Raw genomic sequence first — 13,671 nt, forward strand, 5'->3', positions numbered from 1 at the left:
AATTTATTTGCTTACTTTTGGTAAACATGAAAAAATACAATACACGTCTTGATACTGGTTTAATTACCGGGCTTTTACTATTTTTTTTAGGAGCTCATACCTCTTTAGCACAAGATGTGGCAGTATACCCTTTTCTACGTAGCGCTCAGGATACTTCTATACAACAGACTACTCCTAAACTAAGTGAGACTCGTTTAAGGTATAGCAAAAATCCGCTTAATCAGGATTTTGACTTTGAGCTAAATGCTGTTTCTCAGGGTAAATTTTCCTTAAATGTATTGCAGGATACTAAAGCTATGGTATCTATTAAAGTTTATGATATCATAGGAAACCTGTTGTACGAAGAGAATGTCCGTATTCGTGGCTCTTTTAAAAAAGAGTTTGATCTCTCCTTTCTTAAAACCAAGTTTTTTATTGTAGAAGTAGGTAATGAAGACTTCAATAAAACAAAGAGTATTGTAGTCTCCTAGTTTTGCAGGTACGGTACCCCTGCTGCATAAAGTAGTTCTATCTTAGCTTTTTCGTACTTCGTACTCAGCTTCAATAACTTTACTTTCGCATCTAGCAACTCTGTTTCTCGGGTGTTAATAAGGAAGATGGAGCTTTCTCCATTTTCAAATTTGGTTAGCTCTCCATTAAGTAGTCGCTGATAATTATCTACCATCTGCTCCTGCATAGCCCTCAATTCTACAATATTGGATAGAGTATTGTAAGTTTTCTCAATACTGTTTTCTACCTCCCTGAACTGATTAACTCTTTCATAGTAATTTTGCTCCAGCTTGATGGTATTCTGCTGGAGTTTGGCTCGCTCTTTCCGCAACAAAAGAGGAAAGTAAACCTCCAAGCCTAGTTTATAATCATTAGCAAAAATGTCTGAGCTTGGTTCAAACAAGGTGTTTTCTTCTTTAGAAGGTTTGAGCAACACATTGTACTTTAGATTAATTTCAGGTTTTAACCACTCTCTGCTAAGGCGCTGATCAATTTTAAGCTGCTGGTTTTTAAGGTCCAGCTTAACAATTTCCGGATGCAGCAGGCGGGCACTATCCTGCAAAACCTTGAGTGTGGTCAGGTCCAGAAACTCCTCAGAATTACTTGGGTTAAGCTGAGGATAAGTCTCTCTGGCAAACTGTAAAGGAATACTTTCATCCTCATTACTCAACCACATAAAGGCCGAAGCCTGAATACTGGCATTGGTATACTCAAGCTCCGCCTGCTCCTGCTCTACAACTCGCTCCTGAAAATTGATAAAGGCCTTTAGAGAGTCAAAAGGGGCTACATCACCATTGATAACCTGCTGTACAATACCATTGTAACGTTCCTCTGCCAGGCTTCTCACTTCTGTAACGATAGTATAGTACTGATAAGCATAGTACCAATCCCAATAAGCTTTGGCAGCACTCAGCAGTACTTTATTTATTGCTTTAACTTTATCGGCCTCTGCCATGCTTTGCATTAACTGCGCCTGTCGTACAGATGCTCTTCTTTCATCTATAAACAGCCCTCTTCCCAGAGGTAATGATAACCCTGCATACATAAGCCCATCACTGGTATTACTTAACTGTTCGTTCAGGTACGTTCCGTCATTTTGTTCGTAGCCAATATTAATGTCAGTATTAAACCAGATAGGCACTTCAAGTTTACTGTCCCAGGTTTCATAGTACTGCGTACCTCCAAACTCTTTGGTATTAAACTTTGATTTTAGCTTAGGATCAAAATTTCCGCGAGCCAGACGTAGCTCCTGCCGGGCCATCTCATTTAATGTTTTCGCCTGTCTTACAATAGGGTGATGCTGTAGTATGTTATCAAAATACTCTTCCAGACTTAAGCCCTGAGTAGATACTGTGCTATCTACCTGAGCAAAAAGAGGAATAGAGAAAGTAAAAAGTAGAAAAACTAAAAGTAAGGATAGTTTTATCTTCATAGAGCTAGCTTTTGGCCTTGGCTTCGTAGGTTTCTGTGGTTTCGGTCGGAGCTTCTTTCAGGCTAGGAGGAAAGCCGTTGTAAAGTCGCCAGATCTCGTACCAGAGCGACACCTCATCCAGCATAATAAATCCTTTGGCACCAGAGCCAACACGTAGCAGGTCTGGCCAGTCTCCATCATTAGTTTTGTCTGGAGTAACTAACACCCGGTACTTACCAGCTTTGTCTTTGGTTTCTACATAATCAATAACTTCTACCGTGCCGCCAAAAGTACCTACGGCAACAATAGGCCAACCCGAAAACTGTAGTGCCGGCCATCCATCAAACTGTACACGCACATGTCTACCTTGCGAGAGCAGTGGCACATCCATTGGTCTTACAAAAAGCTCTACTGCCATATCCGGGTCTTCAGGCATTATGGTAACTACTCCCTCCCCTTCTTTAATGGTTTCTCCGATACCAGACTTTAATGCTCGTACAACATATCCGTCCTGAGGAGCGATAATATGGTACTGATCTCTACGAATACGCATATTGGCGTACTCATTTTTAAGCTTGGCCAGAGAGCCTCTAGCATCGTACAAATCAGCTCTGGTCATGTCCCTGTCAGACTCCGCTTTACTAATCTTCTCCAGATACTGTGCTTCAATAGCTCCCAGTTCAATCTGAGCATTAATAAGCTCGTTTTTGCTGGCCAGATACTTATTTTCACTGGAAAGCAACTTCGCTTGCGATTCCTGAAACTTCTGTCTTTTAGCTTGTAGTTCCGTTAAGGATTTAAGCCCCTGATCGTACATCACCTGCTGACGATCAAACTGATTTTTAGCAATATCAAAGCTTACCTTTTCTGCTTCGTAATTCATGCTGTCGCTCATTACTTTCAACTGTGCCTGCTTCAGCTTATTTTCTGCCTGTTGTGTCTTGAGCTCAAGCCCCTCGTTCAGTGCCGTAATTTGCCTATCCAAGGCCTGGGTTTTCTGTTCTTTAGCAGAAATACTAGCTTCTTTGGCTTCTATCTGTTCTTCCAGTCGTAGCAGAAGATCAGGGTCAAAGTACTTGTCTTTTACTTCCGCAATAGTAAGAATAGTATCTCCCTTACTAACAGCCTGTCCTTCTCTGACATGCCAGGCACTAATACGTCCGGGTATTGCAGACTGAATAGTCTGAGGACGGTTTCTGGGTGAAAATGCTGTAACTTCTCCTGTAGCTATAATATTTTGCTGCCAGGGTAGAAAAAGGATCAGAAAAAGAAAAATACCTATACCTCCTAACCACTGAGCCAGTATAACCCCCGCCCTTGGTGACTGCAACACACTCATAGACTCAAGCTTGTAAGCAGGTATATTTTTCGCTTTGGTCTCTTCAAAAGTATTTAGCATCCTTTCTGTATTTATTCGTATGAAGCCACTTCCTGTAAATGCGAGTCGGTTAGTAAAAAGTCGTAGGCACCATCACTAACAATTTCTCCTTCTTTCATAATAATTACCCGGTCACAGTATTTCATGACAAGGGGGTCGTTACTTACCACAATCAGGCTCCACTTCTGATGCGGAGCAGTCAGGTAGTCAATAAGCTTAAGTTTCTCGCTTCGGTCAAATACTTGAAAAAAATCGTTTAGTATAAGCACTTTAGGCTGTTTGGCGATACAACGCGCAAGCGTAAGCTTGTACACTAAAGCTTTAGAAAAATTCTTTCCCCCACTAATTAGCTCAGAATGAAGACCTTTAGGCAACTGGTTTATTTCATCCTCAAGGCCTACATCTTTGATGGCCTGTATCGCTCGCTCTACACTTGCATGTGGTTTACCTACCGTTACATTATCTAACACGCTACCATCAAAAATGTCTTCCTGAGAAACATTTTTAGCAATATGGTCTCGTAAAGTGTTAAGATCCAGATCACGTATAGAATATTGGTTAAAAGTTACTATTCCTTCAAACGACTGATAGATACCATCCATAATGTTCACCAGCGTTGTCTTTCCGCTGGAATGGTACCCACCGATGCAGATTTTCTCTCCTGCTTTTATTCTCAGGTTTATATTGTTTAATGCATTCTGTAACCCTTGGGGATAACGGTAGCTCAGATTTTTGATATTGATATCTATACCGTCCTTAAAACTATAACTGGAGAGCTTGATTTTACCTTCTTTCTCTAGGGGCAGATCTGTTACATGACCAATTTTATCAACAGCCGTTAACATATCATATACCACATCCATATTGATGATAATCTTTTCTACTGCTCCCAGTATCAGCACAATAATAATTTCGGACGCTACAAATTGCCCCAGTGTAATCTGGCGGTCAATAACCAAAAGTGTTCCTAAAATTAGCAGCCCTCCTGTAATGAAGGTCTTGAAAATTACAATATAAGAAAACTGCTTAATCAGCACACTGAAGTGCTCTTTGCGGTACTTTAGGTAGTTGTTGACATTAAAATCGGCCTTCTTCATCGGTAGCAATGTAGTTCCTGCTACTTTGAAGGAGTTAATAGCCCGGGCCAGTTCTTCCAGCCAGAAAGCGACCTTGTACTTGTATTTAGACTCTACAATAGAAGACTTTAACCCTTTTGGTCCGGTAAAGTAAAAAATAGCCATAAGGCTACTGACCAGTAACAAGCCAAAGAAGACAAAGAACGGGTGGTAAAAGGACAGCAGTATCAGGCTAAAGAATATCTGTAGCACTCCTGTAGATAGGTCTATCAATAGCTTAGGAAGGCCTTTTTGTATTGTCATGATATCAAAAAAGCGGTTCATCAACTCCGGTGTGTAGTAGTTGAAAAGCGACTCTGTCTTGATTTTGGGTATGCGATAAGCAAATTCAAAAGAGGCTTTAGCGAAAACTCTTCTTTGCAGTACCTCTACCATTGAAATTTGCATAATCTGTAAACCTCCGGCCACTATTACCCCTATAATTACCAAACTGATGAGCAGTACTACCGAGTTAAACCACATACCTCCCGATACAAAGCTTACTATGGCCTGAGTACCCAACGGTAAGGATAAGCTAACCAAACCTACCGCTACGGCATATATGTAAATGTAAGCAATGTCTTTTTTTTCGGTACCCAAAAGTTTAAGCAAACGGCTGGCTGGGCTTAGGTGGGTTTCACCTTCTTCATCAGCCTCTTTACTTACCATGCTTTCAAAAGGAAAAACCGTCAGGAATACAATATTGCCTTTGTTATCGGTAAATAGTTCAGCTTCGTCTATACTGTAGGGGTCTACCTCAATTTCTTCGTTGAGGTGCAATACGTGTGCTATTAAACCTTTTTTGTTGACAGTAATGATCAGAGGTTCAACTTTATGCCGATGAACCCTAAACATAAGCACTGGATAATCAATCTCTGATAAAAAGGATTCAAAAGAGGCTACCTCCAGATGGTTGGGCATAAAAACCAGTTTTGCCCGGCTTCCTGTTTCTGTAAGGTCGTATATAAAATCGTTTACTTCAGCGGCAGAGTATGTACGTCTACGGTTTTCATCTTGTTTGACAGCAAAGGGATCGTAACTATGGGCTAATTCCTGAGAAAAAGTATGAATGAGTTTGGCAATGAGTCCATTTTCCATTTAGATAGTTTTAGCATATTTTAATATACCACTATCATATACGGTTTTTTCTGAAAATGTTTCAAGAAAATTTGCAGTAATATTGAAATTTTCGTGGTATTTATTGCATTCTTTAATAAAATAATACTTACCTAAAAATAAAAAAGCCTGTACAATGTACAGGCTTTTAAATTATACTAATTGAAATGACTTATTTAACTTCTATAAGTTCAATTTCAAATACCAGATCTTTACCAGCAAGAGGATGGTTAGCATCTAAAGTAATGCTTTCTTCAGATACTTTAGAAATAGTAACCGGAATAGACTGTCCATCTTTTTGCTGCACAGCTAGCCTTTGCCCTACTTCCGGAGTAATGTTTTCTGGAACATCTTTTTTAGGAACTTCCAGTATCATATCTTCTCTTACTTCTCCGTAAGCTTCGGCAACAGGTATATCTGCTACTGTAGTATCGCCTACTTTCATACCATCTACTGCCTTTTCAAAACCGGCGATCATATTTCCCTGGCCCAGAGTAAACTCTAAAGGCTCATTGCGCTCCAAAGAAGAGTCAAAAACGGTACCGTCTTTCAACTTTCCTGTATAATGTACTTTTACTGTGTTTCCGCTCTTAGCAACAGACATAAAAATAATATTTAAGTGAATATATACTTCAACCACCCGACATATTGCCCAGTAGTATTTGGGCCCAAATATACAAAACGCAGCAGCCTCATTGAAATAGATCAGATGCTACTTTGTTAAATACAATTTTAGACACAATTAAGCATTAGTATACTACAATTTGCTGTACACAAAGTGTAGATAATACCAGATTTACTCTTTTATAAGGATAATGGCTTTCATAAAGTTTTTTATTTTTCAAAAAAAATAACATCCTCCCTCTTCCCTTAGCGTTCATACCTAAAGTACACCAGACATAAGCTTATTTTTGCACCTAAATTATTCAGACTGACCCTACAATCTAGTATGAAAAAAACTCTAATTGCTGCTCTACTTACCATACTTACACATGCTCTTTTAGCTCAGGAACAATACACTATTAGTGGCTACATCAAAGATGCCAGCAATGGTGAAGCTCTTATTGGATCTACAGTATCCTTAAGGGAGCGTCCGGGTACCGGTACAGTTACCAATGTGTATGGCTTTTACTCGCTTACTTTACCCCGAGGTAATTATACCATTGACTTCGCTTACCTGGGCTACGAAACCCAAACCAAAACACTTAGCCTGGACAAAGACATGACCATTTCTTTAGAGCTTGGTGACCAGCAGTTGGAATTACAGGAAATTGTTATTTCCGGTGAGCGCCCCGAAGACAATTTTCAGGATGTGAAGATGAGCCGAGAAGAGTTAAAAATAGAAAAAGTAAAATCACTGCCTGCCCTTTTTGGAGAGGTTGACGTACTCCGTACCGTACAGCTTTTGCCCGGGGTGCAATCTGCCGGAGAGGGTACTACCGGTTTATTTGTGAGAGGAGGCTCAGCAGACCAGAACCTGGTACTTTTGGACGAAGCTACCGTGTTTAACCCCTCACACTTTTTAGGTTTCTTCTCAGTTTTTAATCCCGATGCAATCAAAAACCTAGAACTGTACAAAGGAGGTATTCCGGCTCGCTTTGGCGGTCGCCTTTCTTCCATACTGGATATTCAAATGAAAGAGGGTAATGCTAAAAAATTCAGTATTTCTGGCGGTTTGGGTACAATCTCCAGCCGACTTACTGTAGAAGGGCCAATTAAAAAAGATAAGTCATCCTTTATTCTTTCAGGAAGAAGAACCTATGCTGATCTTTTCTTGAGGCTATCTAACGACGAGGATATCAATAACAATACCCTCTATTTTTACGACTTTAATGCCAAAGCTAATTATCGTTTTAACGATAAGCACCGCATATTCGCTTCCGGCTATTTTGGTAGAGACAAATTTGGTATAGCTGATGAGTTTGGGCTTAACTGGGGAAACGCTACTGCCACTACACGGTGGAATTACCTGATCTCGGATAAGCTTTTTCTAAATACGACTCTTATTTACAGTAATTTTGATTATGGTTTTGACATTAATTCGGAAGTAGCAGAATTTACCTGGACCTCTCAACTCAAAGAGTATACCGGCAAACTGGATTTTAATTTTTTTCCGAACCCTAAAAACTCAATTGACTTCGGTTATCAGGCACATTTGTACAAATTCGCCCCACCTAGCATAAGACCTTCCGGCGATACCAACTTTGCTCCACTCATTCTGGATAATAAGTTTGCTCTGGAGCAGGCAGTTTATGCTGGCAACCAGCAACAACTAAGCGAAAGGGTATCTTTAGAATACGGGCTCAGATATTCAGTTTTTCAGCATATAGGACCAGGCAAAGTTTTCCTATACGAAGAAGGGCAGGCTTTATCTGACGAAACCGTTATCGGTACAGAAGAATATGACAATGCTGAAAGCATCAAACTGTATCATGGGTTGGAGCCTCGCTTTTCTGCTCGCTATCTACTTACCAACAATAGCTCGCTCAAGACTTCATATAACCGTATGCGACAGTATTTGCAGGTAGCATCTAATGCTACGGCGGGCTTACCCATAGACCGCTGGATTCCGGCAGATAGTTATGTAGAGCCTTTGATTGGAGATCAGATCGCGGCTGGTTACTTCCGAAACTTTGCAAACAACAGCCTGGAAGCCTCGGTGGAGCTTTACTATAAGTGGATGCAGAATATTATTGACTTTAAGTCCGGCTCCGATATACTACTGAATAATAATATAGAAACTGAAATCTCCGCGGGAAGAGGCTGGGCTTACGGAGCAGAATTTTTATTGAGAAAAAATGTGGGCCGCACTACCGGCTGGTTAAGTTATACACTCTCTCGTACCCGGCGCCAGATTGAAGGCATTAATGAAGGAGAGCCTTATAACGCTAGATATGACCGTACACACGATGTCTCACTGGTGGTCTCTCATCAGTTTAATGAACGGCTTACGCTTTCGGGTACCTGGGTATACTCAACCGGACTCGCAGTTTCTTTACCTTCGGGCCGCTATTCTCTGGATGGCCAGTCAGTATCATATTACGATCCCAGGGGGAGAAACGGCTACCGCTTTCCTGACTTTCATCGCATGGACCTTTCTGCAGTTTTAGAAGGAAAAAAGAAAGAGGGGCGTAAATGGAACAGTAGCTGGAGCTTTTCGGTCTACAATGCCTACGGCCGAAAAAATGCTTTTGTCATCACCTTTGAAGATCTGTATAACGAGGATCCTGGCTTTGATTTGGAAGGTGATGAAGCAGTAGAAAGCGTACGTCCTGCTGCCATTAAAACTTATCTATTCAGCATTATTCCTTCAGTAACTTACAATTTCAAATTTTAAGATGAGAAATCTGATTTTATATATATCTGCTGTACTTTCTGTATTAGGCACAGGAGCCTGCCGTGAGGTTATTGACTATGAACTTCCGGTAGACGATCCTCAACTGGTCATTGAAGGTAACCTTACCCACTGGGCAGCTAACCCAGAAAAAGATGAGGTAAAAGTAAAACTCTCTACTTCTGGCAACTTTTATAATCCTGATGTATCTAACCCTGTAACTGAAGCTGTAATTCAGGTAGATGATCTAAGTAATGGTATAACTTATGATCTGCCACCGGTAGAAAAAGAGCCCGGCACCTTTTTAAACAAAGATATTCCCCTGGCTTTGGAAAACACTTATAAGTTGAGAGTAAGTTATGAGGGTAACGACTACGAGTCTACCGGAACCATATTGCCTGTAGCAGAATTAGATTCCTTTTCTTATAGTTATCGCGAAGAAAGTGTTTTTCTGGATGAGGGATATTATTTCTTCTTTAGTGGCCGTACTCCCAAAGAGCGAGGTATTAATTACTATCGCTTTAAAATCTATGAAGGAGATTCTCTATTTAACGAAAGAGGAGATTACCTGATTCAGAGTGATGAGTTTTTACAGGCAGAAATAGACACCCTACAGCTTGCCAACTACGCTTTTGAAGAAGGTGACTCTGTCCGTATAGAAATGTACAGCCTGGAGCGACCAGTGTTTGAATACTATAATGAGTTGGTAGAACTTCTTTTTAACGACGGAGGACTTTTTAGCTCTCCCCCCAGTAACCCAAGTACCAATATTATAAATACCACTAACCCTGACCGTCCTCCTTTGGGTTATTTTCAGGTATCTTCTGCCCTGGGAGGTGGAGCTACCATAGAAGTTGATGAATAGCATTTGAAAACAATAAGCAATTACTTACTTTTTGCGCGTTGTTAAAATAGATCTGAATGTCAGCTACCGCTATACTAAAACAATATTGGGGATATGACCAATTTCGTCCGATGCAGGAGGAAATTATTGAGAGTGTACTTGCCGGGCACGATACACTGGCCTTACTCCCTACCGGTGGTGGCAAAAGTATTTGTTTTCAGGTACCGGCACTTATGCGAGAGGGAGTTTGTATTGTAATTTCTCCTCTTATTGCCCTTATGAAAGATCAGGTAGAACAGCTCAGAAAAAGAAAAATTTCTGCTGTAGCCATCTATTCTGGTATGAGCCAGAGAGAGATTGACCTGAATTTAGATAACTGCGTGTACGGCAATATTAAGTTTTTATATGTTTCTCCGGAGCGTCTTAAAACTGATATATTTATTGAGCGTGCCAAGCGTATGCGCATTGGACTTATTGCAGTAGATGAAGCTCACTGTATCTCTCAATGGGGATACGATTTTCGTCCTCCCTATCTGGAAATCGCTAACTTCAGGGAGCTTTTCCCTGATATAAATATCGTTGCGCTCACGGCTACCGCCACTAAACACGTAAAGCAGGATATACAGGACAAACTAGCATTTAAGAACGTCAAGCTTTTTCAGAAGAGTTTTGCCCGAGCCAACCTATCTTATGCGGTTCGTAAGACAGAAAACAAGGAGCAGAAGCTGCTAGAGATATTACGAAATGTTTCTGGTACGGCTGTTATCTATGTTCGCAGTAGAAAAAAAACACAAAGTATTGCCCAGTGGCTGCAAAAACAGAACATCAGTAGTGACTTTTACCATGCCGGTCTGCGGAATGATGAGCGCGCCAGAAAACAGGAGGAGTGGATTAGCGACAAAACCCGGGTGATTGTAGCTACTAACGCATTCGGAATGGGAATAGACAAGCCAGATGTTCGGGTAGTTATTCATGTGGACTTGCCCGACAACCTGGAAGCTTATTATCAGGAAGCTGGACGTGCCGGCAGAGATGAGAAAAAAGCTTATGCGGTCATTCTTTATGATCAGAATGACATAGACAACCTAAACAAGCGGATTGAAGATACCCATCCCGATCAAAAATATATACGTCAGATTTACCAATACCTGGCAAACTACTTTAGAATAGCAGTAGGTAGCAGTTACATGGCTAGCTATGATTTTGACCTTAATGATTTTATTAAAACTTATCGTCTGCATAGCGCTCCGGCTTTTCATGCCCTACAGCGATTGGAAGAACATGGTTTTATTCAGCTAAATGAGGCGTATTTTAGCTCTTCAAAGCTACACATCCGAATAGACCATACCGAGATGTATAAGTTTCAGGTGGCAAATGGTAAGTTGGATCCACTTACTAAGGCACTACAAAGGATGTACGGTGGCGAGTTATATGCAAACTTTGTCAGCATCTCTGAGCGTGAACTGGCCATGCAACTTAAGACACCAGCCCATGAAATACGTAAGCAGCTCAGAAGCATGGATGAGATGGATGTGCTTACCTATCAGGAGCAAAAAGACCAGCCACAGCTTACCTTTATGACTCCCCGCTACGATGCCACACGACTGCCCATTTCTGCTCATGCACTAGAACAAAAAAAGTCTATTTACAAAAATAAAGTGGAAGCAGTAGTACACTATACCGAACATCAGCATCGGTGCCGTACCCAACTTCTGCTAGAATACTTTGACGAAATCAATTACGATCATTGTGGAATATGTGATATCTGCGTTGAGAAGAAAAACCTGAGCACAGAAGCTCAGCCATCTCTCTCTCATGAACGATATCAGGAGCTTAACAAACTAGTGAAGCGGTACCTAGCCGGTACACCTACACCAACAGAAAAGTTACTTACTGATTTGCACACAGAAACTCCATCACTTTTGCTGGACACCATTCGACTTATGCTTGACCAGGGCGAATTATACTATGATGAATTAGGCAGATTAGCAGTAGATTAAGCTTAATCTACCTGGGGCTTAAATGCGTCGCTCACATCAATTAATTCTAGGTATGGCTTAAGGCATTTGGTGGTAGTAAAAGGGATAATATTAGATACTTTACTCTTACGCGTATCAAACCAGATCTCAGCGTAAAACTTACCAGTAAAGTATAGGAAAACCTTTCTTCCTGCGAAGTAACGGCTGCATAGCAAAACTCCATTTCCAAGTATGAACTGGGTTCTCTCCTCTAGCGATAGTCTATGAAATGAATACAAATTATCCATACCTTTATATATATTACTTTTTTTATGCAAAATAGCACATATGTATGAAAATATCCAGCTTACATACTTTTTTTTAGAGCGATAATCTAAATAATTATGATAATCGTAATATTTACCTTCCTTTTTTCAACATTCTACAGAATATTGAGTGTAATTCGTCATTTAAGTCAATAAACTTGAAAAAATAAGTTTGACAGAAATTACATAAAAATGTAAATATTAAATTATCACTTTGTGAAATTCCTTTAATCTTTTGTGAAAACACTAGCAATAATGCCAAAAAGAATAGAAATAATGAAAGAAGGAAGTAGCTCAGCCATATGCTGTAAGTAAATACCGTAAACAGGCAATTTCGGTAATACAAACTTAAAAAGAGGTACAGACAGAAAACCACTGAACATAGAAGCTATAGCGCCCTTGGCATTATAGCTCTTCCAAAATAAAGAAAGCACCATCATTGGACAAAAAGTAGCCGCGATACCCGACCAACCAAAAATAACAAACCAGAAGATTGTACGGTCCGGAGAAAGTAGTGCCACTACCATTGCTAAAAGCAGGGCTAATAGCGAAATACCAAAAGTTAGTTGTCGGGAAAGAGAAGAAAGCTGATAATCTTTCAGTTCGGGATGAAAAACCTTTTGGTAAAAATCGCGCGTAATCGCACTAGATGCCAACACTAATAGAGAATCTATGGTAGACATAATCGCTGCTAGTATTGCAGCTACGTAGATAGCACTTACTATTGTAGGCATAAGTGACTCTACCATCAACACTAATACACTTTGTCCGCCGTTTCCTAATACTTCTGTTACTTCCCCTCCATCTACCAAATAGTAATGCCCAAGTATACCAATAGTTACGGCGGAGAAATTCATTAGCAAAGTCAAGCTCAATGCAACCCACTTACCAATATCCAGCTCTTTAGTACTTTTGACAGACATATAGCGTACAAACAGCTGAGGAGAACCCAGATAACCCAGTCCAATCATGACAAAGCCAATTATTCTACTAATGCTTATGACTCCCAGGCCTTCTTCTCCCCATAAACTTAGTAATTGAGGTTTCGTATTTTCTATATTGTGTAAAACCTGAAGCGGGTTATCATACCATAGGAAAAAGTAAATTGGCAGAAACACCAGCCCAAAGAGCATAATTACACCCTGAAAAACATCTGACCAGGCTACAGCTACAAACCCACCAAAGGATATATAGGCTACTACTATAATAAAGCCTAAAATGGCTCCAGCGAAATAATTCCACTCAAAGAAGCTCTCAAAAGCAGTTCCGGTTGCATCTATCTGTGCACTTATGTATATCATTACAAACACAGAAAGTGCTGTAGCGGCCATAGCCCTTAGTAAATGACTTTTGGGTTTAAAACGGCTTTCCAGATAGTCCGGAATAGTGATGCTCCTGTATTTGTCGGTAAGCTTTTTGAAGGGTTTGGCCATAAAAAACCAGGAGATGAACTCACCGCTGAGGGTACCTATAGCTACCCAGTAGGCATGAACACCAAAAACAGCTCCCATTCCACTTAGGCCTAATAACACCCAGGCTGAAGACCCGGTAGCTCGCGATGAAAAAGCAACTACCCAAAAACCAAGCTGCTTCCCTCCTACATAATAATCCTGTATACCCTTAACCCTGCGTGCTGCCAGGTACCCAATACCAAACAGCACTGTAAAATATAAAAGCAGAATAAGATAGTGGGCCAGCAT

The 13,671-nt window shown here is 40.5% G+C and carries 9 protein-coding genes; 4 read left to right on the forward strand and 5 right to left on the reverse strand.

Annotated features, from left to right (window positions below; genetic code table 11):
- The first annotated feature begins 26 nt into the window (after positions 1–26).
- The gene (locus PZB74_RS01615; protein ID WP_302240219.1) at positions 27–470 is read left to right on the forward strand and encodes a T9SS type A sorting domain-containing protein; all 444 of its coding nucleotides are present in this window, start codon (positions 27–29) and stop codon (positions 468–470) included.
- Here the strand turns inward: PZB74_RS01615 and PZB74_RS01620 are convergent.
- The 4 genes from PZB74_RS01620 to PZB74_RS01635 all read right to left on the reverse strand — a co-directional run bounded on the left by PZB74_RS01620 (position 467) and on the right by PZB74_RS01635 (position 6,113).
- A complete protein-coding gene (locus tag PZB74_RS01620) occupies positions 467–1,921 on the reverse strand; it encodes a TolC family protein (protein WP_302240220.1) in 1,455 nt (484 codons plus the stop codon). The genes PZB74_RS01615 and PZB74_RS01620 overlap by 4 nt on opposite strands.
- A gap of 4 nt (positions 1,922–1,925) precedes the next feature.
- A complete protein-coding gene (locus PZB74_RS01625; RefSeq protein WP_302240222.1) occupies positions 1,926–3,299 on the reverse strand; it encodes an HlyD family secretion protein in 1,374 nt (457 codons plus the stop codon).
- Between the two features lie 11 nt (positions 3,300–3,310).
- Complete coding sequence (locus tag PZB74_RS01630; RefSeq protein ID WP_302240223.1) at positions 3,311–5,491, reverse strand: peptidase domain-containing ABC transporter; 2,181 nt, start codon at positions 5,489–5,491, stop codon at positions 3,311–3,313.
- A 190-nt stretch (positions 5,492–5,681) separates the two neighbouring features.
- On the reverse strand, positions 5,682–6,113 hold the full coding sequence (locus tag PZB74_RS01635) for an FKBP-type peptidyl-prolyl cis-trans isomerase (RefSeq protein ID WP_302240225.1): 432 nt from the start codon (positions 6,111–6,113) through the stop codon (positions 5,682–5,684).
- Between the two features lie 345 nt (positions 6,114–6,458).
- Between PZB74_RS01635 and PZB74_RS01640 the strand changes: the two genes are divergently transcribed.
- Genes PZB74_RS01640 through PZB74_RS01650 form a run of 3 tightly spaced genes read left to right on the forward strand, consistent with a single transcriptional unit; the run spans position 6,459 to position 11,687 of the window.
- Positions 6,459–8,846: a TonB-dependent receptor gene (locus PZB74_RS01640; protein ID WP_302240227.1), complete on the forward strand. Its 2,388-nt coding sequence runs from the start codon at positions 6,459–6,461 to the stop codon at positions 8,844–8,846.
- 1 nt (position 8,847) lies between these two features.
- The gene (locus PZB74_RS01645) at positions 8,848–9,708 is read left to right on the forward strand and encodes a DUF4249 family protein (protein ID WP_302240229.1); all 861 of its coding nucleotides are present in this window, start codon (positions 8,848–8,850) and stop codon (positions 9,706–9,708) included.
- Positions 9,709–9,764: 56 nt separating this feature from the next.
- On the forward strand, positions 9,765–11,687 hold the full coding sequence (locus tag PZB74_RS01650; RefSeq protein WP_302240230.1) for a RecQ family ATP-dependent DNA helicase: 1,923 nt from the start codon (positions 9,765–9,767) through the stop codon (positions 11,685–11,687).
- A 511-nt stretch (positions 11,688–12,198) separates the two neighbouring features.
- Here the strand turns inward: PZB74_RS01650 and PZB74_RS01655 are convergent.
- Positions 12,199–13,671: a sodium/proline symporter gene (locus tag PZB74_RS01655; protein ID WP_302240231.1), complete on the reverse strand. Its 1,473-nt coding sequence runs from the start codon at positions 13,669–13,671 to the stop codon at positions 12,199–12,201.

Origin of the sequence: Porifericola rhodea (assembly GCF_030506305.1) — a bacterium.
GTDB classification, from domain to species: Bacteria; Bacteroidota; Bacteroidia; order Cytophagales; family Cyclobacteriaceae; genus Catalinimonas; species Catalinimonas rhodea.

Bases quoted from the DNA above. Each gene is read 5' to 3' on its own strand.
- PZB74_RS01615 (WP_302240219.1), top strand. From the start codon at position 27: ATGAAAAAATACAATACACGTCTTGATACTGGTTTAATTACCGGGCTT.
- PZB74_RS01620 (WP_302240220.1), bottom strand. From the start codon at position 1,921: ATGAAGATAAAACTATCCTTACTTTTAGTTTTTCTACTTTTTACTTTC.
- PZB74_RS01625 (WP_302240222.1), bottom strand. From the start codon at position 3,299: ATGCTAAATACTTTTGAAGAGACCAAAGCGAAAAATATACCTGCTTAC.
- PZB74_RS01630 (WP_302240223.1), bottom strand. From the start codon at position 5,491: ATGGAAAATGGACTCATTGCCAAACTCATTCATACTTTTTCTCAGGAA.
- PZB74_RS01635 (WP_302240225.1), bottom strand. From the start codon at position 6,113: ATGTCTGTTGCTAAGAGCGGAAACACAGTAAAAGTACATTATACAGGA.
- PZB74_RS01640 (WP_302240227.1), top strand. From the start codon at position 6,459: ATGAAAAAAACTCTAATTGCTGCTCTACTTACCATACTTACACATGCT.
- PZB74_RS01645 (WP_302240229.1), top strand. From the start codon at position 8,848: ATGAGAAATCTGATTTTATATATATCTGCTGTACTTTCTGTATTAGGC.
- PZB74_RS01650 (WP_302240230.1), top strand. From the start codon at position 9,765: ATGTCAGCTACCGCTATACTAAAACAATATTGGGGATATGACCAATTT.
- PZB74_RS01655 (WP_302240231.1), bottom strand. From the start codon at position 13,671: ATGCTGGCCCACTATCTTATTCTGCTTTTATATTTTACAGTGCTGTTT.